Below are 26,669 nucleotides of genomic sequence, written 5' to 3'. Positions count from 1 at the left end.
CTTTGTTTCAGCGGTAATTCGATATGTTTATCTAAACACATCCATTTATTCTGCGCACACCCTCGTCAACGGAATGGTTTTGCTATAATATAGGGCAATCCATATATCCGGTCGCGCAGCCAATGTCAGCCACGCCATCCGCCCGTCGCAATTTCCTGAGAGGTCGTTTTCAGCGGCTGGATGATGACGCGATGCGCCCGCCATGGGCGGTGGCCGGGATGGCGGATTTATGTTCGGGCTGCGGCGATTGCGCACGGGCCTGCCCGCAGGCGATCATTGTGCCCGACGATGACCGGCGGCCCGTGGTCGATTTCCGCCGCGACGCCTGCACCTTTTGCCGCGCCTGCGCCGATGCCTGCGAAACCGGCGCGCTTGACCCCGAACAACCGCTGGACTGGCCGTGGCGCGCGACGGTTTCGGATGCCTGCCTGTCGGCGCAAGGCGTCTATTGCCGCGCCTGCGAGGATAGCTGCGATCCGCTGGCCATCCGCTTTCGGCTGCAAACCGGCGGGCGTTCTTTTCCTGTAATTGACTTCGGTCAATGCACGGGCTGCGGCGCTTGCTCTAGCATCTGTCCAAGTCTGGCTATCAGCTTTATTCGCCACCAGCCTGAAAAGGACACTGTTTCAGCATGAATATCTGTGGCTGCCTTGTCCATGTCGCCCCGCGCCTGATCGATTCGGCCAAAGCCGAAATTGCGGCCATGAATGGCGTGGAAATTCATGGCGCCAGCGATGATGGCCGTCTGGTCGTGGTGGTCGAGGATACGGCCGACAAACGCGCCTCTGACATCATTATGGCCGTCCATCAGGTGCCGGGCGTTTTGTCGCTGACCCTGAATTATCACCATTTCGAAGACCTGACCCAAGCTCAAGCTAAGGCTGCGCCGACGCCAGCCCCCGAAAGCCAGAGGACCGACGCATGACCATCTCGCAATCCCGCCGCACGTTCATCAAGGCAACCGCCGCCGCCAGCACCGCCGCAGCGGCTGGTATTCCGCTGGCGACCGGCCCGGCCATGGCGCAGGTGCGCACCCCCGACATCCGCTGGGACAAGGCGCCCTGCCGGTTCTGCGGCACCGGCTGTTCGGTGCTGGTCGGCACCAAGGATGGCCGCGTCGTCGCCACGCAGGGCGACCCGGATGCGCCGGTGAACCGTGGCCTGAACTGCATCAAGGGCTATTTCCTGTCCAAGATCATGTATGGTCAGGACCGGCTGACCATGCCGCTGCTGCGCAAGCGCAATGGCGTCTATGACAAGAACGGCGATTTCACCCCGGTCAGCTGGGACGAAGCCTTTGACATTATGGCCGAAAAATGGAAACAGGCGCTGAGCACCAAAGGCCCCGAAGCGGTCGGCATGTTCGGTTCCGGCCAGTGGACCATCTGGGAAGGTTACGCCGCATCGAAACTGATGAAGGCGGGCTTCCGCAGCAACAACCTTGACCCGAATGCGCGGCACTGCATGGCCTCTGCCGTGGTCGGCTTCATGCGCAGCTTTGGCATCGACGAACCGATGGGCTGCTATGACGATTTCGAGGCGGCGGATACCTTTGTCCTGTGGGGCAGCAACATGGCCGAGATGCACCCGATCCTGTGGTCGCGTCTGACCGACACCCGCCTGACCAAGCCGGGCGCGCAGGTGCATGTGCTGTCTACCTATGAACACCGTTCGTTCGAACTGGCCGATAACGGTATGGTGTTCAAACCGCAGACCGACCTGGCGATCCTGAACTATATCGCCAATTACATCATCCAGAACGACGCGGTGAACTGGGATTTCCTGAACAACCACGTCAACCTGATGAAGACCGCGACCGACATCGGTTATGGCCTGCGCGACGAGGTGCCGCTGCAACAAGAGGCGGCGAATCCCAATGACGGCACGATGACGCCGATTGATTTCGACGAATATGCCGCATCCGTGGCGGAATATACTGTCGATAAGGTCGCCGAACTGTCCGGCGTGCCTGCGCATCAGTTGGAACGTCTGGCCCAGCAATATGCCGACCCGAACCGCAAGGTCATGTCGCTGTGGACCATGGGCTTTAACCAGCATACGCGCGGATCGTGGGTGAACTCGCTGTGCTATAACGTCCACCTGCTGACCGGCAAGATTTCCGAGCCGGGCAACTCGCCCTTCTCGCTGACCGGCCAGCCCTCGGCCTGCGGCACCGCGCGCGAGGTGGGGACGTTCTCGCACCGTCTGCCCGCCGATATGGTCGTGACCAACCCCGAACACCGCCGCCATACCGAAGAACTGTGGCAGCTCCCCGAAGGCACGATCCCGGAAAAGCCAGGTTTCCACGCCGTCGAACAGCATCGCAAGCTGAAAGACGGGGTGCTGAACGCCTATTGGGTGCAATGCACCAACAACATGCAGGCCGCCGCCAACATGAACGAGGAAGGTCTGCCCGGCTATCGCAACCCGGACAACTTCATCGTCGTGTCGGACCCCTACCCGACCGTCACCACCATGACCGCCGACCTGATCCTGCCCACCGCCATGTGGGTGGAAAAAGAGGGCGCCTATGGCAACGCCGAACGCCGCACCCAGTTCTGGCGCCAGCAGGTTTCGGCTCCGGGCGAGGCGCGCTCGGACGTGTGGCAGGTGATGGAGTTTTCCAAACGCTTCACCGTCGAAGAGGTCTGGCCCGCCGATCTGATCGCCAAGAAACCCGAACTGGCCGGCAAGACGCTGTTCGAGGTGCTGTTCGCCAATGGCACCGTGAACAAATACCCCGTGACCGAGGTGGCCGAGGGCTTTGACAACCAGGAAAGCGCGGATTTCGGCTTTTATGTGCAAAAGGGCCTGTTCGAGGAATACGCCCAGTTCGGTCGTGGCCATGCGCATGATCTGGCGCCCTTTGAAACCTACCATCAGGCGCGCGGTCTGCGTTGGCCGGTCGTGGATGGTCAGGAAACGCTGTATCGTTTCCGCGAAGGCTATGACCCCTATGTCGAGGCCGGCTCGGGCGTGCAGTTCTATGGCTACCCCGACAAAAAGGCCAAGCTGATCTTTGCCCCCTACGAACCCGCGGCCGAGGAACCGAACGAAGAATTCGACCTGTGGCTGTGCACCGGGCGGGTGCTGGAACACTGGCATTCCGGCTCGATGACGCGGCGTGTGCCGGAACTGCACCGGGCCTTCCCGTCGGCAGTCGTGTTCATGCACCCCGACGATGCCGCCGACCGTGGCCTGCGTCGCGGGCAGGACATCCGCATCTCGTCTCCGCGCGGGGAAATGCTCAGCCGTCTGGAAACGCGGGGGCGGAACAAACCGCCGCGCGGGCTGGTGTTCGTGCCGTTCTTTGACGAAAGCCAGCTTATCAACATGCTGACGCTGGACGCGACTTGTCCTCTGTCGAAAGAGACAGACTTCAAGAAATGCGCCTGCAAGGTCGAACGCGCCTGATCCGTGGCCAGCCATTGAAAGACGCCAGCCATGCGACCCGCCGCCAAGCAAGCCCACCCCGACCGCCGCCGGTTCCTGATGGACACCGCGCGGATGGCGGGCGGCTGTCTGGTGGCGGGGGCCGGGCTGGCGTGGCTGGCGCGCGATGCCCGCGCCCTGCCCGCCGAAGCGCTGCGCCCCCCCGGCGCATTGGCCGAGCGTGACTTTCTGGCCGCCTGCATCCGCTGCGGGCTGTGCGTGCGCGACTGCCCCTATGACACGCTGAAGCTGGCCGAACTGGGCAGCGACGGCCCCGCCACCGGCACCCCTTATTTCACCGCCCGCGATGTCCCGTGCGAGATGTGCGACGACATCCCCTGCGTCGTCGCCTGCCCCACCGGCGCGCTTGACCCGGCGCTGACCAATATCGACGACGCCCGCATGGGCACCGCCGTTCTGGTCGATCAGGAAAATTGCCTGAACTTTCTGGGGCTTCGCTGTGATGTCTGCTATCGCGTCTGCCCGGTCATCGACAAGGCGATCACGCTGGAAATGTCGCATAACCCGCGTTCGGGGCATCACGCGATCTTTGCCCCCACCGTCCATGCCGACCATTGCACCGGCTGCGGCGTCTGCGAAAAAGCCTGCGTCCTGCCCGAAGCCGCGATCAAGGTGCTGCCGGTCCGGCTGGCGCGCGGATCTTCGGCGGAACATTACCTGAAAGGCTGGGAAGAACAGGAACGCCTTGGCGGCCCCGTGGTCGAGGGTATTCGCGGCCTGCCTGCCCGCCTGCCCGAAGGCGCACCCGCGCTGCCCTCGCTGGACCCGGCGCTGAACCCCGTGGACGGCGGCGCGTTTGTGCCCAGCTTTCAACTGCCGGGCGGAGGTGGCCAATGAAACCGGCCACCAAAGCCCCCGTCGGCGCCGAAGCGATCGAGGCGAAAGGCTGGATCGGCGCGCATCGCTTTCTGATCCTGCGGCGGATCAGCCAGGCGTTCTTTTTGCTGCTGTTCCTGCTGGGGCCGTGGTTCGGCATCTGGTGGGTCGCGGGCAATCTGGCCGGGTCGCGCACGCTGGACGTGCTGCCGCTGACCGACCCGCTGATCCTGCTGCAAGCCATCGTCGCGGGGCATTGGCCCGAACTGACCGCGCTGGTCGGCGGGGTGATCGTGCTGGCGGCCTATGCGCTGATCGGCGGGCGGGTTTATTGTTCATGGGTCTGCCCGATCAACCCGGTGACGGATGCGGCGCATTGGCTGCACGACCGGCTTGGCCTGCAAAAAGGCTGGCAACCCAAGCGCAGCACGCGGTTCTGGCTGCTTGGCACGGTGCTGGCGGTCTCTGCGCTGACGGGCGCTATCGCATGGGAAATCGTGAACCCCGTGACCATGCTGCATCGCGGGCTGGTGTTTGGCATGGGCTTTGTCTGGGCCATGGTCGCCGCCGTGTTCCTGTTCGATCTGCTGGTATCGCGGCGCGGCTGGTGCGGCCATATCTGCCCCGTCGGCGCGTTTTACAGCCTTGTCGGCAGCAAAAGCCTGTTGCGCGTCAGCGCCCGCAACCGCGTGGCCTGCGACGATTGCATGGATTGCTTTGCCGTCTGCCCGGAAAATCAGGTGATCTCGCCCGCGCTGCGCGGCAAGGGCGATGACTCGCCGCTGATCCTGTCGCCCGACTGCACCAATTGCGGACGCTGCATCGACGTCTGTTCGGTCAATGTCTTTAACTTCACCCATCGTTTCGATCACCGCGTCAGCCCAACGGCCGATGCCCCCGCCCCAAAAGCCGCCTGATATGCAACGGAGAACCAAGATGAAGCCCGTGGTCCTTGCCGGAATTTCCGCAACCGCCCTGCTGCTGTCCCTGACGGGTCTGGCGACCGCCCAATCCTCGGGCGAGGTTCGCACCCTGCGCGGCGCCGATGTTCAGCAGGTGCTGCCTGCCGACGAAACTCACCGCCAGATGGAAGGGCGGATGTCGCGCAATTATCGTCAGCAGCCGCCGCTGGTGCCCCATACCATCGACCAGTATCAGATCGACATGCGCACCAACCAGTGCCTTGCCTGCCACGACTGGACCAATGCCGGCGAACGTGGCGCGCCCACGCTGTCGATGACGCATTATCAGGACCGCGAAGGCAATCAGCTGGACCAGATCCCCGGCACGCGCTGGTTCTGCAACGCCTGCCACGTTCCGCAGGTGAACGCGCCCGATCTGGTGCGCAACGTATTCCAGCCGTCCACCGGCAACTGAAAGGCAGAGGTTTCCCATGTCTGAACCCAATGGCGCACCCCGGCGCAGCTTTCTGCGCAGACTGTGGGACGGTTTTTTCAGCCCGACTTCGGTTCTCAGCGTCGGCTTTTTGCTGATAGCGGGCTTTATCGGCGGCATCCTGTTCTGGGGCGGATTCCACTGGTCGCTGGAAATGACCAACACCGAGGAATTCTGCACCTCGTGTCACACGATGGAGGTGAACCTGGGCGAATACCGGGACACCATCCACTATAACAACCGTTCCGGCGCGCGCGCGATCTGTTCGGATTGCCACGTCCCGCATGAGTGGAGCCACAAGATCAAGGCCAAGATCATGGCGGTCAAGGACGTCTATCACGAAGTGGCCGGCACCATTTCCACCCCCGAAAAATACGAGGAACATCGTCTGGCCATGGCATCCGCCGTATGGCGCAAGATGAAGGCATCCGACAGCCGCGAATGCCGCAACTGCCATGCCTTTGATTACATGGATTTCACCATGCAGGAACGCCGCGCAGGCGATTCACACCAGCGCGCCATCGACGAAAACATGACCTGCATCGACTGCCATCAGGGCATCGCGCACAGGCTGGCACCCGGCTCGCAAGAGGAATACCGCCGCGTTGTCAACGAACTGACCGAACAGGGCGTGATTGCCGCATCCGGCAGCGATGTCGCCGCGGTCGAATCCTGGATCAGCACCGCCTCGCATTAACCGCTTATGCGGACCATGCGGGGCGACCGCAGCGGTCTGCCAACAGGAAAGGGCTTTGAGATGCTCAGCTTTCTTGATTTTCTTGGCACTCTGGGCAGCAATGTCATCGGCTTTCCGGGTATCCTTGGCTTTGCCTTTGGCATGATGACCCGCAACTGGATCATTGCCGCGCTGGCCGGGGCCGTGGTCGGCGTGATCCAGACCTTTCTTTTCACCGACCGGACGGTTCTGTTCACCTATGAAATGAGCATCGCCATCGCCGTCGGCATCGTCTTTGGCCTGATGGGCTGCGCGCTGCGTCACAAGGGCGCGACGATCTGAAACCGGGGCGTTTCCGGGCGGGAAACAGCGGCGGCCCTGGTATCGGCGGGCAGGTCGGCCCGCCGTTTCTTTGCGTATTTATCACAAACAGGAAGCCGGGCGCGCCTTGGTTTCAGATCAGACCGCGCCCGCGCAGCAGGGGTTCAACGCCCGGCATCTTGCCGCGAAAGGCCAGCCACAGGTCTTCGGCCGGGGCTGATCCGCCGCGTGACAGGATCGTGTCTTCCAGACGTTTGGCCGTCGCCGGATCGAACACATCGCCGGTTTCCTCGAATGCGGCAAAGGCGTCGGCGTCCATCACCTCGGACCACAGATAGCTGTAATATCCGGCAGAATAGCCGTCGCCCGAAAATACATGGCTGAAATGCGGCGTGGCGTGGCGCATGGGGATGGCGGGCGGCGCGTCCAGCTCGGCCAGCAATTGCGCCTGACGCGCCATCGGATCATCTGTCGGGGGGCCGCTGTGGAAATCCAGATCGACCAGCGCGGATTGCAGATACTCCATCGAGGCAAAGCCCTGCCCGGCGCGGTCGGCATCCAGAATGCGCTGTCGCAGCGCATCGGGCATCGGCGCGCCGGTTTCAAAATGCCGGGCGTGGGCTTGCAGCACCTGCGGCTGATCCAGCCAATGTTCGTAAAGCTGGCTGGGCAGTTCCACAAAGTCACGCGCGACCGAGGTTCCCGCCAGCGAAGGCCAGGTCACATCCGACAGGATATGGTGGGTTGCATGGCCGAATTCGTGGAACAGCGTCTTGGCATCGTCCCACGACAGAAAGGCGGGCGCGCCGTCGCTGGCGGGCGGAGTAAAGTTGCAGACGTTTACCACGATGGGCCGCTGGCCGTCGTCCATCTTGTGCTGCATCTGCATGGCCGAGCACCATGCGCCCGACCGCTTGCCGGGCCGGGCATAATAGTCGCCGATGAACACCGCCATCAGCTGCCCGTCGCGCATCACCCGCCATGCCCGTGCCGATTTATCCCACAAGGGGGCGTCAAACGGCTGAAACTCCAGCCCGAACAGGCGGTTGGCGGTGTCGAACACGGCCCCCAGCATTGCGTCCAGCGTCAGATAGGGCTTGATCTCGGCCTCATCCAGATCGTGATCGGCGCGGCGGCGGCGTTCGGCATAGTGGCGCCAGTCCCACGGTTCTAACGCGCCGTTGACGCCATCGGCGTGCAGCATGTCCGTCAGCGCGGCCTGATCCTGTTCGGCGCGGACGCGGGCGGGGTGCCAGACCTGCATCAGCAGATCGCGCACCCGGCCCGCCGACCCGGCCATTTCCGGTTCCAGCTTGTAGGCCGCGAAATCGTCATAGCCCAGCAGTTGCGCGCGTTCGTGGCGCAGCGCCAGAATTTCGGCCACAATCGCGCCGTTATCGGTATCCGCGCCGCCCGCGCCCTGCCCCGACCCACGCGCCACCCATGCGCGGAAGGCTGTTTCCCGCAGCGCGCGGTCGGTTGCATATTCCAGAAACGGCACAATCAGAGACCGCGACAGCGTGACGACATGGCCATCCAGCCCGCGTTCGCGCGCCGCCGCCGCCATTGACCGCAGCAGCCAGTCGGGCAAGCCCGCCAGCCCGGCATCCGGCACGGGCAAGATGTAATCCCGTTCATCCGTCAGCACGTTTTGCGAAAACTGCGTCGTCAGCACGGCCAGCCGGCTGCGGATCGCGGCCATGCGGTCGCGCGCCGCGCCTTGCAGCCCCGCGCCCGAGCGGCGGAACCCGCGCAGGCCAAGATCGACCAGCCGCGCATCCTCGGGCGACAGGCCACCCGCATCGGCCACCGCCTGCACCCGCTGATACAGCCGCGCATCCATGCTGATCCTGCTGCCATAGGCGGCCAGTTTGGGGGCAAGATCGCGCTGCAATGCCTCGCGCGCGGGGTTCGAATCGACGCCCGCCAGCGTGTAGAAAACCGCCAGCACACGGTTCAGCCCATCCTCGGCCCGCTCCATCGCGGCCATCGTATTGACGAAATCCGGCGGGGCGGGATTGGTGGCGATGGCCTCGTGCGCGGCCTGGGCAGCGGCCAGTTCGGCATCGACCACGGCGGCGAAATCACCATCCGCGATCAGGTCGAAACGCGGCAGCCCCTGAGGGCCGGACCATTGCACCAGTTCTCGGTTCATCGCACACCTCTTGCCAGCGAAAGGCACAGGCTAGCGCCGCCTCTGCGCCGGTGCAACCAGCGGTTACGCCTTGTCACGCTCCATCGCTGGATGCGCGATGATATTGGCATCCTCGATCAGGCGGCGGTGTTTCCTGGCCTCTTCCAGCACATCCTCGAACCGGTCCAGCCCCTTGGCGGACAGGGCTTCGATCAGGCGCAGAAATGCCTGAGCGGTGGCCACCGTGTCGCCCATGGCTGTGTGGCGGTCTTCGGGTGGAATGACGATGCCCAGCCGGTCGGTCAGCGCGTCCAGCGTATGCACCGCCGATTGCCCGTAAACCATTGCCGACAGCAGCACCGTATCCAGCACGCGGTTGTCGAAATGCGCGCCGGTTTCCGGTGCCGCCGACCGCAGAAAGCCCATGTCGAACGGCGCATTATGCGCCACCAGCACCGCGCCTTCGGCAAAGTGGTGAAAGGCGTTCAGCGCCGCCGTCATATCGGGGGCATCGGCCACCATTTCATCGGTGACGTGATGCACCGCAGTCGAAGCGGGCGGGATCGCGCGGCCCGGATTGACCAGCGTATCAAAGCGTTCGCCGGTCAGGCGCCCGCGCGCGATCCGCACCCCGGCGATCTGCACGATGCGGTCAGAGGGCGACAGGCCGGTGGTTTCGGTATCGAACACAACGCAGGTCAGATCCGCCAGCCGGGTTGATGCCGCCCCGCGCCCGGCCAGCGCAAAGTCATAGGTCAGCCCGCCGCCGCCACCTCCGGCCCGCGCCACCGGCAGGGGCAGGATCAGGCGGCCATCGCCGTTCAGCGCCTCGGCCCAGATGCCGGTGCCCTGCGCCGACAGCATTTCCGCGCCGGTGCGTTCGGGCAGGTCGGGGTCGGGTGGCGTTTCCAGCCACGCCTCCAGCCGGTCCATCGGCAGCGCCTTGCCTTGCCAATGCAGCACCAGATACGCTTCGTCCGCGCCGGTTTCGCCGGGTTCGACAGTCAGGCGCGGATCATGCCCCTCGGCCCGCAGGCGGTCGTTCAGCATCACCAGCAGCGCATTCATCGCCCCGGCGTCGGCCAGAAAATCGACGGCGGGGGTGTCATCCGCCAGATCCAGCCCGGTGGCCAGTTCCCGCAGCGAGGCACGCGCCACCGGGGCCGCCTCGGCCATGGCTTGCGACAGATCGCGCATGGCACGGGCCAGCCCCTGCCCTTCGGCCCGCAAGGCACTGGCCAGAGCGGGCGGGATCGGCCCGTCCAGCGATTCCAGCATCGGCACCAAGGTCGCCGAATGCCGCCGCAGCGATTCCAGCGCCGAACGCGACAAGGGCCGGTCGGCAGGACGGTCGCGCAGGATCAGCAGCATCGCCCCGTCCAGCGCCCGCATCCGCCCGGTCAGGCTGTCGCCCCGCGTGGTGATGCAGGTCAGATCGGTCGCCTCGGCCCCCGCCGCCAGCCGCGCCCGCGCCGCATCGACCGCGCCCGAGCGGACAAAGCGGTCCAGCGGGCGATCCAGCCCCAGACCGGGCAGCAGCCGCGCCGCCGATGCGTTATAGAACAGCACCCGCCCGGCGGCATCGGTCATCAGCGCGCCCGCGCCGAAATCGGACAGGATCGCCTCGAGCGTGGTCTTTTCGCGTGCCAGATCAGAGGCATGTTCCTGAATCGCCGCCGCCAGCCGCTCGGCCTGTTGGGCGCGCGCCTCGGCGGCATCGCGGGCGGCGGGGCCAAGATCGGCCAGATAGCGCGAATCCTCAAGATCGGGGGCGGCGCCGGTGCGAAGGCCCCCGGCCAGAGCTTCGATCGGCTTGGCGACGTTGCGATCGAACAGATACCAGACCCCGACGATCAGCACCGCCGCGCCAAAGACGCCAACCACGCCCGCCGCCGTCAGCGCCGCCGAGGCCCCCGGCACCTTTTGCCCCAGATAACCAAGGTTGGCCTCGGCCAGCCGCCTCCCGGCCAGCATCAGCCCAAGGGCAAACATCGCCGCAACGCCCGCCGACAGGCCCAGAAAGATCAGCAGAACGCGCAGCCGCAGCGACAGGCGCGTCAGCATCAGGCGGCCCCCTGTTCCAGCAGCCGGGTCATTTCGGCGCGCAGTTCTGACAGCTCGAACGGTTTGGCGATGAACCCGTCGGCCCCAAGCGCCAGCCCCTTGCGCCGTTCCACCACCGACCCGCGCGCGGTCATCATCAGCACCCGCACCGATTTCAGATCGGGATCGGCCCGCAAATCCTGCACGATCTGATAGCCCGAGACCTCGGGCAGCATCACATCCAGCAGCACCAGATCGGGGCGTTCGGCACGGATGGCATCGACCGCGCCCGCCCCGGTCGCCAGCCGGGAATGGTCATACCCCTCGCGGCTGAGCAGATAATCCAGCGCGATGGCGATGTTATCCTCATCCTCGATCACCATGATGCGCGCCATGGTTTTTCCCTATCCCCCCTTGCATACGGCGGCAAAAGCCGGGTCTTCCGGCGCAGCCGCCTGCCATTCCCCCTGCGGCAGACGCATCCGCCCGCCCGCGCAATCGAAATCCTGCCGGATGACATATCCCGGCCCGCGCCGTTCGATCAGCGTGATCTGCGCGTGGCGCACGCCATCATCGCCGGTGGTCACGCTGCCCCGGTCCAGCGTCGCATAGCGCACCGTCATCGGCACCACATAGGACCACGGCGCCCAGGGAAAGCTGGTCTTGCCGCTGACCAGAACTTCGCTTTCGGGCGGCAAACGGTCCACCATGCGGCCATACCAGGCGTAATCGTTCCAGACGGAATACAGGATCATCGCCGCGCCGATCCCGGCGGGCAGCAGCCAGCGCGGCAGATCGACCCCGGCCTTGCGCAGCCCGTGCATCAGTGCAAACAGCAGCGCCGCCGTGCCGATGGCGATTCCGATCACGCCCAGAATATCGGCGGCAATGCCGTCAGCCGCACTGTTCATCCCAGCATCCCCTTGCCGTGGCCAATGGCCGATTGCATCCCGCGCACCACCACAAAGGCATCGCGCAGATGGCTGCGTTCGAAATCGGGCAGCGCCGCCGGGGCCAGATAGTTGTCGGGCTTTTTGCCCGCGCGCACCTCGGCCGCCTGCCCTTCCAGCCGCATGGTCTGGATCAGGTCATAGGCCGCGATCAGATCGCGCCCGCCGGTCTGCGACACCACCCCGGATTCGGTCGCGGCCTCCAGCCGGGCGCGGGTGTTCACCGCCGTCAGCCGCCCCTGCAAGGCATAGACCCGCGCCAGATCGGTAATCGGCACGACGCCGTTCATCTTCATGTCGATTTCGTTGCGATGCTCGCCGGACCGGACGGTGGCAAAGCCGCCGATCAGCCCCAGCGGCGGGCGATGTTTCAGCGAGTTCGACACCATATGCGCCACAAAGATCGAGTTGCGCGCCGCCATATCCAGCGTTTCCGTGTGCAGCCCGTCCAGCAGGCTGGCATCGCCGCCGATGGCGCGCAGATCGAACATGACCGAGGCCAGCATCTGCGCCTCGGGCGAGGGCTTGTCGATCCAGCCGCGGAAATAGCTGCGCCACACCGGCAAGGGCTGACGCCAGCGCGGGTTCGTGGCCATCATATCGCCGGGGCAATAGACATAGCCGCATTCATGCAACCCGTCGCTGACGATCCGCGCCAGTTCGGCGAAATAGGGATCATCGGCATCGGCCCCCTCGGCCAGAATCAGGCAATTATCCTGATCCGAAACGCCGGTCTGTTCCTGCCGCCCCTGCGACCCGCAGGCCGCCCACAGCCAGGCGGCGGGCGGCGGGCCAAGCCGGTCTTCGGCCAGCCGCAGCAGGCGGCGCGTCACCGCATCGGCGATGTCGGTTATCATCCGGGTGATGACTTCGTGCCGCTGATGGCTGGCGACCAGCGACAGCAGCAATTCGGGGATGCGCCGCGTGACCGAAGCCATCTCGGCCACGTTGCGGGCATCCGCTACCTCGCGGATCAGGACCGAGGCCGACACCGCCTGCACCCGCATCAGATCGGTCTGGGTAATCATCCCGACAAAGCGGCCGCTTTCCACCACCGGCAGATGCCCGATGCGCCGTTCCAGCATCAGGTTCAGCACGTCATAGCCCAGCGACGCGGGCGACAGCGTGATCGGATTGGCGGTCATCACCGCATGAACCGGCGTATCGCCCGCCATCCCGTCGGCAACCACCCGGTTCGACATGTCGCGGATCGTGACGATCCCGATCAGCGCCCCGCCCGCATCGGTCACGCCAAGGCTGCTGACATGAGCATCGCGCATCTGCTGCGCCGCCTGAACCACCGTGGTATCGGGCGAACAGGACAGCCCGCCCTCGCCCTGACCCAGCAGTTCCGACACTTTCAGCGTGGCAATCGGCGCGCCGCGATCGGCAGGCCCCTTGCCCCGGTCAAAGAACCGCGCCACCGCCGGGGTGCTGGCGATCAGTTCCAGCACCGTGTCGCGCGGCAGCATCAGAACCGTGCTGGCCGTCGCCGCCGTCGCATTCGTCACCGCCACCCCGTCACGCAGCAGGCCGCGTTCGCCAAAAGAGTTGCGCGGCCCCAGTTCCGACACGGAATCGCCATTTGCATCGGTCACGGCGATCTGCCCGCTTTCGATCAGATACAGGCCGGGCAGCAGATCGCCCTGCGCATAAATCGGTTCGCCGGCGGCATAATCCCTGCGGCTGAAGGAACCGGCGACGCGCGCCAGCTCGTCCCGCGACAGGCTGTCATAGGGGTGGACCGTTCCGATAAAGGCTGTGATCTGTTCCATCGCTTGCCCCTTCGCAAACACGGGTCGGTTCCCGTTTCGGATGCCGCGCCCCTGCACCGGGGCGCGGCGGTTGTCAGATCAGTGCGACTGCGCCGCACCCGCGCCGCGCGGCACGCGGACCGAGTCGATCAGGTCTTGCACATCCTGCGGCACCGGCTTGTCAGACTTCGAGATCAGATAAGCGACCACAAAGTTCAGCAGCGCGCCGATGGCACCAAAGGACTGCGGACCGACGCCCATGATCCAGTTGGCCGGAATATCCTCAAGCTGGTTGGTGCCGGGGATAAAGAACCAGCCCTTGTAGATGAAGATATAGACGCAGGTCGAAACCAGACCGACGATCATGCCCCAGACCGCACCCTTGCCGGTGATGGTCTTGCTGAAGATACCCATCATCAGCGCCGGGAAGATCGTAGCCGCCGCGATCCCGAAGGCCAGCGCCACGGTCTGCGCCGCAAAGCCCGGCGGGTTCAGACCCAGCAGCGTGGCGATCAGAATGGCCACCGCCATCGAGATCCGCGCATACAGCAGTTCCTGCTTTTCCGAGATGTTCGGATTCAGCGTCTTTTTGATCAGGTCATGCGACACCGCCGACGAAATCGCCAGCAGCAGACCCGCCGCCGTGGACAGCGCCGCCGCCAGCGCACCGGCCGCCACGATGGCGATGACCCAGCCCGGCAGGTTGGCGATTTCCGGGTTGGCCAGAACCATGATGTCGTTGTTGACGGTGGTCAGTTCGTTGCCGACCAGACCCTGTTCCTCGATCACACGCTGCAACTCGGGCGAATTGGCCACGCCTGCCTCGTTGTAATACTGGATCATGCCGTCGCCGTTCTTGTCTTCCCACGCCAGCAGGCCGGTGGTCTGCCAGGTGCGCATCCATTGCAGATGCGGCGCGGTTTCGATGTCGGCCAGCGACACGGCGGGCTGGCTGAAGGTCTGACCCGTTTCCGCGCCCGGCCACATGGTCGAGGACAGGTTCAGGCGCGCCATGGAACCGACCGCCGGGGCGACCGTATACAGCAGCGCGATGAACACCAGCGCCCAACCAGCCGACGAACGCGCGTCAGACACTTTCGGCACGGTGAAAAAGCGGATGATGACATGCGGCAGACCCGCGGTGCCGATCATCAGCGACAGCGTGAACAGCAGCATGTTCAGCGTGCCCAGATGGTGCCCGGTATAGGACCGGAAGCCCAGATCCGTCACCACCTGATCCAGCTTTTGCAGGAACAGCATGTCCGACCCGGTATGCGTGCCGATCAGGCCCAGCTGCGGCAGCAGATTGCCGGTCAGTTGCAGCGAGATGAACGCCGCCGGGATGGTGTAGGCGATAATCAGCACGACATATTGCGCCACCTGCGTATAGGTGATGCCTTTCATGCCGCCCAGCACCGCATAGGCGAACACCAGCCCCGCACCGATCCACAGACCCGTGGCGTTCGACACTTCAAGATAGCGCGAAAAGGTCACGCCCACGCCGGTCATCTGGCCGATGACGTAGGTGGTCGAAATGGTAATCAGACAGATCACCCCGACCAGACGCGCGGTCTGCGAATAGAAACGATCCGCGATGAATTCCGGCACGGTGAACTTGCCGAACTTGCGCAGGTAAGGCGCCAGCAGCAGCGCCAACAGCACATAGCCGCCGGTCCAGCCCATCAGATAGGACGAGTTGTCATAGCCCACAAAGGCAATCAGACCCGCCATCGAGATGAACGAGGCCGCCGACATCCAGTCCGCGCCCGTCGCCATGCCGTTCATCACCGGATGAACGCCCTGGTTTGCGGCATAGAATTCGGCGGTAGAACCGGCCCGCGCCCACAGGGCGATGCCGATATAGATCGCAAAGGTAATCCCGATGACGATCAGGTTAAGCGTAAATTGGTCCATGATCCGCCCCTTATTCGTCCACGCCGTGTTCACGGTCGAGACGGTTCATCCGCCACGCATACCAGAAGATCAGGATGATAAAGACCAGGATCGAGCCTTGCTGCGCGAACCAGAAGCCAAGATCACTGCCTCCCACAGGAATACCTGACAACACCGGCCGCAGGAGAATCCCGAAGCCGAACGAAACCAGTGCCCAGATGGCAAGGCAGACCCAGATGATCCGCACGTTTGCCTGCCAATAGGCATTTGATGAATGCTTGTCGCTCATGTCTTTATGGTTCCCTCCCTTTTAGACATGTCCCACCCTGCCGCGCTGGTCAGTCGCACCCGGTGCGCGGCGGTTTGCCGGGTGCGTTTGCCGGGGCAAAAAGGGGCGCACGATGGCGCCCCGTCTTGCTTCAGCCCCGGTTCATCCGGTTTTCGATCAGCTCGTCCACGACACCGGGTTCAGCCAGCGTCGAGGTATCGCCAAGGCTGCCGAAATCATTCTCGGCGATCTTGCGCAGGATGCGGCGCATGATCTTGCCGGAACGGGTCTTGGGCAGGCCCGGCGACCACTGGATCAGGTCCGGGCTGGCGATGGGGCCGATTTCGGTGCGCACCCATTTCACCAGTTCGGCGCGCAGTTCCTCGGACGGTTCCACATCGTTCATCAGCGTGACATAGGCATAGATGCCCTGCCCCTTCATCGGATGCGGATAGCCGACCACAGCCGCCTCGGCGACCTTGGCATGGGCGACCAGCGCCGATTCCACCTCGGCCGTGCCCATGCGGTGGCCGCTGACGTTGATGACGTCATCCACCCGCCCGGTGATCCAGTAATAGCCGTCACTGTCGCGCCGACAGCCGTCGCCGCTGAAGTAATAGCCCTTGTATTGCTGGAAATACGCCTCTTGAAAGCGGTCGTGATCGCCCCACAGTGTGCGCATCTGTCCAGGCCAGCTGTCGCTGAAACACAGCACGCCCTCGGCTTCGGTTTCCTGCAACTTGCGGCCCGTCTGCGCATCCAGCACCACCGGCTTGACCCCGAAATAGGGGTTGGTCGCGGACCCCGGCTTGGCTTCGGTCGCGCCGGGCAGCGCGGTAATCATGTGCCCGCCGGTTTCGGTCTGCCAGAAGGTATCGACGATAGGGCATTTGCCCTTGCCGATGTGCTTGTCATACCAGACCCAGGCCTCGGGGTTGATCGGCTCGCCCACCGAACCCAGCACGCGCAGCCTGGACAGGTCGTATTTGGCGGGCCATTCCTCGCCCTTGCCCATAAGCGAGCGGATGGCGGTCGGCGCGGTATAGAACTGGGTGACGCCGTGCTTTTCGCAAACCTCCCAAAAGCGGCCCGCATCGGGGAAGGTCGGCACGCCCTCGAACATCACCGTGGTTGCGCCATTGGCCAGCGGACCATAGACGATATAGCTGTGCCCCGTGACCCAGCCCACATCCGCCGTGCACCAGAACACATCGCCGTCCTTGTAATCAAAGACATGCTGATGCGTCATCGAGGCATAGACCAGATAGCCGCCGGTGGTATGCACCACGCCCTTGGGCTTGCCGGTGGAACCGCTGGTGTAAAGGATGAACAGCGGGTCTTCGGCCCCCATCGGGCGCGGCGGGCATTCGGGGCTGACCTGCTCCATCAGGGACAGCACGTCCACGTCGCGGCCCTGCACCCATGTCGTCTGATCGCCGGTGTGTTTGACCACCAGACAGCGCACCTTGTCGCTGCAATGCAGCAAGGCGGCGTCGGTGTTGGATTTCAGCGGCGTGCGGCGGCCCCCGCGCGGGGCGGTGTCGGCGGTGATGACCAGCTTGGCCCCGGAATCGTTGATCCGGTTCGCCAGCGCATCGGGCGAGAACCCGGCAAAGACGATCGAGTGGATCGCCCCGATCCGCGCGCAGGCCAGCATGGCATAGGCCGCCTCGGGGATCATCGGCAGATAGATCACCACCCGGTCGCCGCGCATCACGCCCTGCGACAGCAGCACGTTGGCCATCCGGTTCACCTTTTCGGACAGTTCCTTATAGGTGATATGCTGCGCCGGGGTCGCGGGATCATCGGGTTCGAAAATGATCGCCGTTTGCAGCGCGCGGTCGGCCAGATGCCGGTCCACGCAGTTATAGCAGGCGTTCAGAACGCCATCCTCGAACCACTTGATCTTGACCTTGCCAAAGGTGAAATCGGTGTCCTTGACCTTGGTATAAGGCTCGATCCAGTCCAGCCGCCTGCCTTCGCGGCCCCAGAACCCTTCGGGATCTTCAATCGATTCGTCATACATCGCGCGGTATTTCTCGGGCGAGATATGCGCGTTTTCAAAACCCGGCGGAATCGGATGCTTTTCAGTAGCTTGATCGGTCACGAGACCCCCTCCTCTCGTCTGAAACTCCTTCCATTGTTTCCGATCCGGCGCAGATCGCAATCGGAAACAACATCCCTCGCACCATGTTAATCACACCGGGGCGGCGCGCGTAAACACTTTTTTTGAAAGGAAAATTTTGTAAATTTATTGACGAAAACCAGCGACGACCTGTAAATTATTCACAACCCCGTCATCGCCCGCGCCTCGTCGGGGGTGGCGGCAAAGGTCAGATCGCCGCTCAGCGTGGCGCGCACCCGTGGCGATGCGCCCGTTACCACCAGCGCGGTTTTGCGCTGCGACAGGCGGCGGCTGAAATCGGCGATCATCTGCGCGCCGGTCGTGTCCAGAAAGGTGACGCCGCTCATATCCAGCACCACCAGACGCGGCCGCGCCACGATCCGGTGCAGCAGGGATTCCATCCGCGCGACCGAGCCAAAGAACACCGGCCCGCCCAGATGGCAGGTGACAATATCGGGATCGCGCGCGCTGAACCCCTCGCCCGGCACGGCCTGCGACAGTTGCGCCATGCGGGCGATGAACACGGCCCCCCCCAGGGCCATGCCGATGATGATGCCCTCGGTCACGTCGCGGAAGATGGTCACGAGGAATGTCACCGCCATGGTGATCGCATCGCCGCGGCTGATCCGGGCAAGGGCGGTGATGGCGTGGATCTCGACCATGTTCCACGCCACGACGGTCAGCAGCCCCGCCAAGCCCGCCAGCGGAATCGCCCCGGCCAAAGGCGCAGCAATCATCAGCGTTATCAGCAAGATAGCGGCGTGGATCATCCCCGACCCCGGCCCCGCCGATCCCGCGCGCACATTCGTCGCGGTGCGGGCGATGGTGCCGGTGGTGCAGAACCCGCCGAACAGCCCCACGCCGATATTGGCGATCCCCTGCCCGATCAGTTCATCATCCGCGCGCATCCGCGTGCCGGCCATCTGATCCGCAACGATCCCCGACAGCAGCGATTCGATCGCGCCCAGCAGGGTAAAGCTGATCGCAAAGGGCAGCGCCGCCCGCATCGTTTCAGGCGACAGCATGGGCAGTTCGGGCATCGGCAGCCCGGCAGGCAGCGCGCCGAACCTGTCGGCCACGGTTTCCACCGGCAACGCCAGCCCGGCCAGCGTCGCCACGGCCACCGCGATCAGCAGCGACGGCAGGCGCGGCGCCCATCTTTGACAGCCAAGGATCGTCGCGATGGTCAGCAGCGCAATGGCAAGGCTGGCCCAACTGGCCGTATCCCGCACCGCCAGCAGCGCCGGGATTTTCTCGATCAGAGGCCCCGGCTCGGCGCCCGGCAATTGCAGGCCGAACAGGTCTTTCATCTGGCTGGTCAGGATGATGACGCCGATGGCGGCGGTAAAGCCAAGGATGACCGGATAGGGCACATAGCGGATCGTCCCGCCCATGCGGAACAGCCCCAGCAGCGCCAGCATCACCCCCGACATCATCGTGGCCAGAATCAGCCCCTGCACGCCGATGGCCGCCACGCAGGCCGACACCAGCACGATGAACGCCCCCGCCGGCCCGCCGATCTGATGCCGCGTGCCGCCCATGGCGCTGACCAGAAACCCGCCGACGATGGCCGTCACCAGTCCGCGATCCGGCCCGACGCCGCTGGCAATGGCAATCGCCATCGACAAAGGCAGCGCGACGATGGCAACGGTCAGGCCCGCCGACAGGTCGGCCCGGCGAAAGCGGAGGTCCAGAATGGCGGGGCGATAGAACATCGGGCTGTCACAGGGCTTGGAATGCCGCCACAGTTTCGCGCGCGCCCCGTCTTGTCAACGCCCCGACTTGCGCGCAGGATCGCGCCATGAACCCGATCCGCCAGACCGACGACAGCGCCCGCGACCTTGCCCGCAACCTGCTGGCCGATATGCGCCACGCAACTCTGGCCGTGCTGGACCCGGACAGCGGCCATCCGCATCTGTCGCGCATCGCCTGCCAGATCGGGCCGGATGGCGCGCCGCTGGCGCTGTTGTCCGGCCTTGCCGTGCATAGCCGCGCGCTAGGCACCGATCCCCGCGCCGCCCTGCTGGTCGAGGCACCGCCGGGCAAGGGCGATCCGTTAACCCATCCGCGCCTGTCGGTTCAGGTGATCGCCCGCCGCCTTGACGATGCCGCGCCCGAGATGCGCGCCCGCTGGCTGGCGGCGCATCCGCGCGCGGCGGTGTTCATCGACCTGCCCGACTTTCGCTTTTGGCACCTGACGCCGCAATCGGCGCTGCTGAACGCGGGCTTTGGCGCGGCGTTCCGGCTGACACCCGCCGATATGGCAACACCGCCGCAAGGATAACCCTGCGGCGGCGCTTGTTTTGGCAATAAGAACAGATCAGTGCGGCGAATCCATCCGCGCCAGAACCGCAACCCGCCCCTTGACCGCCGAACGCCAGTTCAGCTGAATACGGCGGTTGTTGTTACCCGCGCGGCTGCGCACCCATGGCATTTCCGCCACCTGCACATTGCTGGCATTGGTGATCGCGGTTTCCGCCGTCACCGACTCGACCGTCTTGGTCCAGCCCTGGAACGGCAGGCCGGTCGCGGCGGGCAAGGTCCATGTCGCCGATGCGGTGCTTTGGGTATACCGGATCAGCAGCGGGTTGGCGACATAGGTGTTGATGCCGTTGAACATGTTGCCGGTGAAATGCACGTTGCGCGCCTGATTGTGATCCAGATCGGCAAAGGTGGTGTCCACCCGGTCCACCCGTTCCACATTGCCGTCCAGCGCCTTGAACACGTTGCTGGAAACCGTCAGCCCGTGGATAAAGTGGTTCTTGCCATAGGGCTTGATCGTCAGCCAGGTGAACCACGACGCGGTGTTGCTGCACAAGAATGTGTTGCCGGTAATGGTCAGCCCGCCAAAGCTGAACTGGTTGCCGGTGAAATCGGGCGTGGCCGAATGTTCGTTCGTCCACTCGATGGACGAGTTATCGACATAATTCCCGGTGATCGTCGTCTGCACGTTTTCCAGCGTCAGCACCAGCCCGGCATAGCGCAGCCCGTTCGCCGCGCCGTCGCCCTGAAACCAGTGGTTGCCGGTGATGATATGGCCGCCGCCATTCGCCACCATGAAATGCCCAAAGCGCACAAAGCGGTTGTCGCGGATCTTGACGTCATTGGCGTTGACGTTGATCGCAACCGAGCTGCGGTTCTGCGCCAGCTTGTCCATCTCGTTCGACAGGAACTGGCAGCGGTCCACCAGCAGATCCTGACAACCGCGCCCGATCGAGGTGATGCCCCGGTCGCGCGGGCGGGTCATATAGCAGTCGCGGATGGCGAACATCGACCCGGTAGGGGCCAGCATGATGCCGCTGGACAGACCGTTGCACTGGAATTCGATGTCGGTGAAATTCACCCGGTCAAAGCCCTGCATCCCCGAAAAATCCAGCAGATAGCGATAGCGTTCAAAGCGATAGCTGCGCGTGCCCGCCCCGCCATACAGCGGCTGCGACAGCGTCAGCGTGCGGCGCGCGACGTCCTTGGCCTGAACATAGACCTCGCGGCCCACGCCGTTGCCGCTCACACGGCTGCCCACCTCGATGGCGGCGACATTCGCCACGTTGCTCAGCCGATAGGGCGCGTTGACGTTATAGGTCGCCTGACTGGTGGCCACGCCGGTCGTCCACTTGCCCCCTTCGGCGGCCATGATCTGACCGTTGCAGATCACCCGGCGGTTCGACCACGCGGTCAGGCCCGGCATGATTTCGTGCATCAGCATCGGTTCGGTCAGGTCCACGCGGCGGCCGCACAGGTCCAGCGACACATGGTCGGTATAGCCGAACAGCGCCTGCAACGCCTTTTTGAACCCCAGCGTTTCGCTGCCAAAGGCATCGGCATAGGTCGGGAAATCAAAGTTCTGCATGAACACGATGCGCGCCCGCACCGGCGCCTTCAGCCGCCCCTTGAACCGGATGGGCGAGCCGATCGACAGGTCACTGTTAATCAGATACGTCCCCTCGGGCACCAGAATCGAGCCGCCCTGCGTCGCCCGGTCCGCCGCCACAAAGGCCGCGCGGTCGTTCGTCACCCCGTCGCCGCGCGCGCCATAGTCGCGCACGTCCACCCAGTCGATCATGCTGGGCACAAAGGCCGCCGTCACATCCTCGACCCGGATCGATTCGATGCGCACCGCGCCGCCGTTCGCGCCGGTCAGGTCGATGCCGAAATGGCCAAAGACGGCGTTGGTGCCCCAGCTCATGTCAACGCCGGGGCGGGTGCCCACGCCGACAATCGCGCTGACCTCGACCACGCGGCCATAGCCGGTCAGCGCGCGCGCCGGGCCGACCTGCGTGACGCTGCTGATATTCGCGCGCGACCCGTTCCCCGCCCATGCGCCGATGCGCACACTGGGCAGCGGCCCGGCCACCGCCTTGACCCGCGCGGAAATGCGCAGATAAACCCCCGGAATCATGGGGGTTTCCCCGACAAAGCGCAGCCGCGTCACCGATTCCGTCTTGATGATTTCCATGCAGGTGCCGAAATCCTGATCGGCTGGCACGATGGCCGCATTCGTCGCCGCCGACCACAGCGGCGTTCCGGGGCGGCCGGTCGTGCGCGACCAGACATTCAGCCCCGCGCTGAAATCCGGTGGCATCAGGGTCAGGCCGTTGGTGATGGCAATGTTCATCCGTCTCTCTCCACGCAGCAAAGGGACCGCGGCCCCCGCAATGCGTGAAGAAATAGTTGCCAAAAGGTTAACAACCGCTGAATGCAGCGCGCGCCCTGCAACACAAGGCGGCGCAACAGCCAGTTTTCGCCTGTCAGATCAGCCCTTTACCAGATCACCCGCCAAAGCCTTGGCAATCAACGCCTGCGTTTCATCCACGCCATACAGCGCGATGAAGCCGCCAAAGCGCGGCCCCTGATCCGCCCCCAGCAGCACCTGATACAGCGCCCCGAACCAGTCGCGCAGCGGCTCGAACCCGTGGTCCTTGCCGACGGCAAAGACCATCGACTGCAATGCCTCGGGGTCGGCCGGGCCATCCCAGACCGCCAGCCGCGCCGCCAGATCCTGAATGGCCGCGCGTTCCTGATCGTCCGGCAGACGGAACTGCCGCGTCGGCGCGACGAAATCGTTGAAATAGCGCAGCGCAAAGCCCGCCGCCTGATCCAGATCGGGATGCGTTTCCGGGCTGGCCTCGGGCGCATAGCGGCGGATAAAGCCCCACAGCCCGTCCTTGTCCTTGGCCCCCGCGACCGAGGCCAGATTCAGCAGCATCTGGAACGGCACCACCAGATTGCTGGCCGGCACATTGCCGCCGTGAATATGCCAGACCGGGTTCGCCAGTTGCTGTTCTGGCGTCTGATCCGGGTAGGCGCGCAGTTGCTGATGGTATTCATCCACCGCCTTGGGGATGACATCGAAATACATCCGCTTGGCCGTTTTCGGCTTTTGATACATGAAATAGGACAGGCTTTCGGTGGCCGCATAGGTCAGCCATTCGTCGATGCTCAGCCCGTTGCCCTTGGATTTGCTGATCTTTTGCCCGTGCTGGTCAAGGAACAGCTCATAGGTGAAATGTTCCGGCGCCCGCCCGCCCAGGATGCGGCAGATGCCGTCATAGATCGGCGTGTTGGTGCTGTGATCCTTGCCATACATCTCGAAATCGACGTCCAGCGCGGCCCAACGCGCGCCGAAATCCGGCTTCCATTGCAGCTTGACGTTGCCACCCGTGACCGGCAGCACCCATTCGCGCCCGGTTTCGTCGTCAAAGGTGATCTCGCCGGTTTTGGCGTTCACATGCTTGATCGGCACATACAGCACCCGCCCGGTTTCCGGGTGAATCGGCAGGAAACAGGAATAGGTCTGCTGCCGTTCCTCGCGCAGCGAGGCCAGCATCACCGCCATGATCTCGTCATATTTTTCCGCCGCCTTCAGCAGCGTTTCATCGAACTGGCCGGAACGGTAAAATTCGGTCGCGCTGAAGAATTCATATTCGAACCCGAACGTATCCAGAAACCGCCGCAGCATGGCGTTGTTGTGATCGCCAAAGCTGGGGTATTCGCCAAAGGGATCGGGCACCGAGGTCAGCGGTTCCTGCAAATGCTGGCGCAACATGTCCTGCTGCGGGACATTGTCGGGCACCTTGCGCATCCCGTCCAGATCGTCGGAAAAACAGAACAGCCGGGTCGGAATGTCGCTGATGATCTGGAAGGCGCGGCGGATCATGGTGGTGCGCGCCACCTCGCCAAAGGTGCCGATATGCGGCAACCCCGACGGACCATAGCCGGTTTCGAACAGCACATAACCCTTGTCCGGGTCTTTCTTTTCATAGCGTTTCAGCACCCGGCGCGCCTCCTCGAACGGCCAGGCCTTCGACTTCATCGCAGCATCGCGCAGGGTGGTCATCACGTTTCTCCTTGGGTGTTGCGGCGCGGCTTATTGAAACGGCGCGCAATGGTCAATAATTTCACACCAAACGCAGGAGCGATTGATGACCCTCGAACACCCCGGTTTTTCCGAATGCGACGCGCTGGTGGCCGTCATGGTCGCCGTTTCCTTTTCGGATGAGACGATGCGCACATCCGAAATGGTGGCGATTCAGCGCATGGTCGATCATGCGCCGGTCTTTGCCAGCTATGATACCGACCGCATCCGCGCCGTCAGCCAGACCGTTCTGACCCTGTTCGAAGAGGAAGACGGCCTTGACGCCCTGTTCGGCCTGATCCGCGATGCCCTGCCGCAACGGCTGTATGAAACCGCCTATGCGCTGGCCTGCGACGTTGCCGCCGCCGATGGTCTTTTGGGCGAGACCGAGGCCGAAATGCTGCTGGAAATCCGGCACGAGCTGGACATCCCGCGCCTCCACGCCGCCGCGATCGAGCTGTCGGCGCAGGTCCGTCACCGCGTGCTATAGCCGCGCCATCCAGCCCGCGATCAGGTCGCGTTGCAGCCGTTTCGCGGAACGGGTCCACGCCGCCACGCCCGGCACCTGTTCACGCCCGGCGGCACTGGCACGCCGCGCCGGATCGGCGCAGGCAATGGCGAACACCACCCGGCCCCGCTGCGACACATCGGCATAACCCGCCAGATTCGAGATGAAATTCAGCGTCCCGGTTTTGGCGCGCAGCGCGGCGGGCAGATCGGCCTCGCGCCCCAGATCGTCGGCCAGCGGCCGGTCGCGCAACAGATCGGGCAAGCCCAACCGCAGGCCCGGCCCGGCCAAGGCCCGCGCCATGGTCAGCGGCGCGATGCGGCTGACATCCGACAGGCCGGAATGATCCGCAAACCGCAGATCGCCCGTAACCCCCTGCCCGCGCAGCCATTCGGCCATCGCCGCCCCGCTGGCCTCGGGCGATTGCGCCCCGCTGGCCGCCAGCCCGATGGCCTCGGCAGTGATATTGGTGGAAAAGCGCAGCATATCCCGCACGATCCCGACCAGGGGCGCGCTGTCGAGACCCGCCACCTCGGCCCCCCCGGCAGGCAGGTCGTCGATCACCTCGGGCGCGGGCAGCACCAGCCCGCGCGCCCGGCACAGCGTCTGAAACACGTCGCCCGCATACAGTTCCGGCAAGCGCACCGGCAACCAGCGGCTGCCCTGCTGCCCAAGGGCGGCGCGCGACACCTGCCACCGCTCGGGCGGGCCTTCACCAAGATAGCGGAACACCGACTGCTGCTCCGCCACCTCGGCCCGGATGGTATAGGCGCGGGGCGAATGCCGCGCGGCGCGGGCCTGCACCTGCATGTCATACCCGGCCCCGCTGCGCCGCCATCCCAGATGCACGCGGTTAAAGTTCAGCATCACCCCCGACAGCGCCGGGTTATAGGGCAGATGCGGCGCCTGCCCCGGCGCGATCTGCGCCAGCCGCGGCAATCCCCCGCCCCAGACAGCAAAGCGCGCCGGGCTGTCCACACCCGCCGCCACCAGATCGGCGGCCAGCGCATCCAGCCCGTCCGTATCCAGATGCGGATCACCGCCGCCCGCCAGCACCAGCATATCCCCCGCACGAATGACCCGCGTGCGGAACCGATGCTGCGCCCCCAGCCGATCCAGCGCATACATCGCCGTCAACGATTTCAGCGTGCTGGCCGGCGGCACAGCGCCCTGCTGACCGCTGCTGTCCAGAAGCTCGCCGCTGATGGCATCCAGCACGGCATATTCCACCACACCGGCCAGCCCCGCGCGCCCGATGATCGCCGCGCTGCCCGGCAGCGGACGCGGCAAGGGACGCATCGCCAACCCCTCGGCCCGCGCGGCCAAAGGCAGCAGAGCCGCCCCCAGCAGGAAACCCCGCCGCCCCAGCCTCATGTCACGACCCCGCGCCGCTGCGCCCGAATGGCGGTCGAGGACAGATTCGACATCGGCACATTCACCAACACCCAGGCCGGCGCCTTGGCCGACCCCAGCCGCCGCGCCTGCGATTCGGGCAGCCGCCAGCGCGCCATGATCTGCGCCGCAGGCGACAGACGCGCCCGCAAACGCGATCCGGGGCGCGCAATCACCCCAATCGGCACCCGCGCCGCAATCTCGCGCCAGCGATCCCAGCGGCTGAACTGCACCAGATTGTCAGCCCCCATCAGCCACACGAAACGCACCCCCGGATAACGCGCCTGCAAGGCGGCAATGGTATCCGCCGTCATCTGCGTGCCCAAAGCAGCCTCGATCCCCGTCACCGTCACCCGCGGATTGCGCATGATCGCCCGCGCCGCCGCCACCCGCTGCGGCAAGGGCGCCGGCCCGCGCTGCTTTAGCGGATTGCCGGGGCTGACCAGCCACCAGACCCGATCCAGCCCAAAACGGCGCAGGGCTTCTTCGGTGATCCGCACATGCCCGTCATGCGCGGGATCGAACGACCCGCCCAGCAAACCGATCCGCTGCCCGCGCAGCGCAAAAGGAAAATCCCTGTCCATGC

Annotated in this window: 23 protein-coding genes; 10 read left to right on the top strand and 13 right to left on the bottom strand. The window is 64.6% G+C overall.

Translation table 11 applies throughout. From position 1 onward, the window contains the following. The first annotated feature begins 122 nt into the window (after positions 1–122). From napF to Q4G14_RS02875, 8 genes are read left to right on the top strand one after another with little or no spacing between them, the layout of a single operon-like run. Positions 123–635, top strand: coding sequence for a ferredoxin-type protein NapF (napF, locus tag Q4G14_RS02910; RefSeq protein ID WP_303360221.1), 513 nt, complete (start codon positions 123–125; stop codon positions 633–635). Beyond that, positions 632–925 (top strand): chaperone NapD, encoded by a 294-nt coding sequence (locus tag Q4G14_RS02905; protein WP_303360220.1) that lies wholly within the window; start codon positions 632–634, stop codon positions 923–925. The genes napF and Q4G14_RS02905 overlap by 4 nt, the downstream gene beginning before the upstream one ends. Continuing rightward, positions 922–3,414, top strand: coding sequence for a nitrate reductase catalytic subunit NapA (gene napA / locus Q4G14_RS02900; protein WP_303360219.1), 2,493 nt, complete (start codon positions 922–924; stop codon positions 3,412–3,414). Before Q4G14_RS02905 ends, napA begins: the two co-directional genes overlap by 4 nt. A 30-nt stretch (positions 3,415–3,444) precedes the next feature. Beyond that, positions 3,445–4,290, top strand: coding sequence for a ferredoxin-type protein NapG (gene napG, locus Q4G14_RS02895; protein ID WP_303360218.1), 846 nt, complete (start codon positions 3,445–3,447; stop codon positions 4,288–4,290). Continuing rightward, positions 4,287–5,186, top strand: a complete 900-nt coding sequence (gene napH / locus Q4G14_RS02890; protein WP_303360217.1) for a quinol dehydrogenase ferredoxin subunit NapH — start codon at positions 4,287–4,289, stop codon at positions 5,184–5,186. The genes napG and napH overlap by 4 nt, the downstream gene beginning before the upstream one ends. Positions 5,187–5,205: 19 nt before the next feature. Further along, a complete protein-coding gene (locus Q4G14_RS02885; protein WP_303360216.1) occupies positions 5,206–5,646 on the top strand; it encodes a nitrate reductase cytochrome c-type subunit in 441 nt (146 codons plus the stop codon). Positions 5,647–5,662: 16 nt separating this feature from the next. Next, a complete protein-coding gene (locus Q4G14_RS02880; protein ID WP_303360215.1) occupies positions 5,663–6,361 on the top strand; it encodes a NapC/NirT family cytochrome c in 699 nt (232 codons plus the stop codon). Positions 6,362–6,421: 60 nt separating this feature from the next. Continuing rightward, positions 6,422–6,682: a hypothetical protein gene (locus Q4G14_RS02875; RefSeq protein ID WP_303360214.1), complete on the top strand. Its 261-nt coding sequence runs from the start codon at positions 6,422–6,424 to the stop codon at positions 6,680–6,682. 112 nt (positions 6,683–6,794) lie between these two features. Here the strand turns inward: Q4G14_RS02875 and Q4G14_RS02870 are convergent, their stop codons facing one another. The 9 genes from Q4G14_RS02870 to Q4G14_RS02830 all read right to left on the bottom strand — a co-directional run bounded on the left by Q4G14_RS02870 (position 6,795) and on the right by Q4G14_RS02830 (position 19,543). Then, a complete protein-coding gene (locus tag Q4G14_RS02870) occupies positions 6,795–8,816 on the bottom strand; it encodes a M3 family metallopeptidase (RefSeq protein ID WP_303360213.1) in 2,022 nt (673 codons plus the stop codon). Between the two features lie 63 nt (positions 8,817–8,879). Then, positions 8,880–10,859, bottom strand: a complete 1,980-nt coding sequence (locus Q4G14_RS02865) for a 3'-5' exonuclease (protein ID WP_303360212.1) — start codon at positions 10,857–10,859, stop codon at positions 8,880–8,882. After that, positions 10,859–11,233: a response regulator transcription factor gene (locus Q4G14_RS02860; RefSeq protein ID WP_303360211.1), complete on the bottom strand. Its 375-nt coding sequence runs from the start codon at positions 11,231–11,233 to the stop codon at positions 10,859–10,861. Before Q4G14_RS02860 ends, Q4G14_RS02865 begins: the two co-directional genes overlap by 1 nt. A 9-nt stretch (positions 11,234–11,242) precedes the next feature. Further along, a complete protein-coding gene (locus Q4G14_RS02855; protein ID WP_303360210.1) occupies positions 11,243–11,749 on the bottom strand; it encodes a hypothetical protein in 507 nt (168 codons plus the stop codon). Continuing rightward, entirely contained in the window at positions 11,746–13,563 is a 1,818-nt protein-coding gene (locus Q4G14_RS02850; RefSeq protein WP_303360209.1) for a DUF294 nucleotidyltransferase-like domain-containing protein, read from the bottom strand. The genes Q4G14_RS02855 and Q4G14_RS02850 overlap by 4 nt, the downstream gene beginning before the upstream one ends. Before the next feature lie 78 nt (positions 13,564–13,641). Further along, positions 13,642–15,456, bottom strand: coding sequence for a sodium:solute symporter family protein (locus Q4G14_RS02845; RefSeq protein WP_303360208.1), 1,815 nt, complete (start codon positions 15,454–15,456; stop codon positions 13,642–13,644). A gap of 10 nt (positions 15,457–15,466) precedes the next feature. After that, on the bottom strand, positions 15,467–15,724 hold the full coding sequence (locus Q4G14_RS02840; RefSeq protein WP_303360207.1) for a DUF4212 domain-containing protein: 258 nt from the start codon (positions 15,722–15,724) through the stop codon (positions 15,467–15,469). A gap of 130 nt (positions 15,725–15,854) precedes the next feature. Further along, entirely contained in the window at positions 15,855–17,780 is a 1,926-nt protein-coding gene (gene acs / locus Q4G14_RS02835; RefSeq protein ID WP_303360292.1) for an acetate--CoA ligase, read from the bottom strand. A 209-nt stretch (positions 17,781–17,989) separates the two neighbouring features. Then, the gene (locus tag Q4G14_RS02830) at positions 17,990–19,543 is read right to left on the bottom strand and encodes a SulP family inorganic anion transporter (RefSeq protein WP_303360206.1); all 1,554 of its coding nucleotides are present in this window, start codon (positions 19,541–19,543) and stop codon (positions 17,990–17,992) included. Between the two features lie 86 nt (positions 19,544–19,629). Here Q4G14_RS02830 and Q4G14_RS02825 point away from each other — a divergent pair, with 86 nt between their 5' ends. Then, entirely contained in the window at positions 19,630–20,112 is a 483-nt protein-coding gene (locus Q4G14_RS02825; RefSeq protein ID WP_303360205.1) for a HugZ family protein, read from the top strand. A 36-nt stretch (positions 20,113–20,148) separates the two neighbouring features. Here the strand turns inward: Q4G14_RS02825 and Q4G14_RS02820 are convergent, their stop codons facing one another. Together Q4G14_RS02820 and Q4G14_RS02815 are read right to left on the bottom strand one after the other, a co-directional pair. After that, positions 20,149–22,443, bottom strand: coding sequence for a glycosyl hydrolase family 28-related protein (locus Q4G14_RS02820; RefSeq protein WP_303360204.1), 2,295 nt, complete (start codon positions 22,441–22,443; stop codon positions 20,149–20,151). 138 nt (positions 22,444–22,581) lie between these two features. Then, the gene (locus tag Q4G14_RS02815) at positions 22,582–24,165 is read right to left on the bottom strand and encodes a lysine--tRNA ligase (protein ID WP_303360203.1); all 1,584 of its coding nucleotides are present in this window, start codon (positions 24,163–24,165) and stop codon (positions 22,582–22,584) included. Between the two features lie 85 nt (positions 24,166–24,250). Between Q4G14_RS02815 and Q4G14_RS02810 the strand changes: the two genes are divergently transcribed. Then, positions 24,251–24,673 (top strand): tellurite resistance TerB family protein, encoded by a 423-nt coding sequence (locus Q4G14_RS02810; RefSeq protein WP_303360202.1) that lies wholly within the window; start codon positions 24,251–24,253, stop codon positions 24,671–24,673. Here Q4G14_RS02810 and Q4G14_RS02805 read toward each other — a convergent pair. Both Q4G14_RS02805 and Q4G14_RS02800 read right to left on the bottom strand, forming a co-directional pair. Beyond that, a complete protein-coding gene (locus tag Q4G14_RS02805; protein ID WP_303360201.1) occupies positions 24,668–26,065 on the bottom strand; it encodes a D-alanyl-D-alanine carboxypeptidase in 1,398 nt (465 codons plus the stop codon). The two genes, Q4G14_RS02810 and Q4G14_RS02805, sit on opposite strands and share 6 nt — an antisense overlap. Then, entirely contained in the window at positions 26,062–26,667 is a 606-nt protein-coding gene (locus tag Q4G14_RS02800; protein ID WP_303360200.1) for a nicotinate-nucleotide adenylyltransferase, read from the bottom strand. Before Q4G14_RS02800 ends, Q4G14_RS02805 begins: the two co-directional genes overlap by 4 nt. Positions 26,668–26,669: the final 2 nt, after the last annotated feature.

The organism is Paracoccus sp. (in: a-proteobacteria), from assembly GCF_030538755.1.
GTDB lineage: Bacteria > Pseudomonadota > Alphaproteobacteria > Rhodobacterales > Rhodobacteraceae > Paracoccus.
This window is presented reverse-complemented; position numbering and strand designations above follow the sequence as displayed.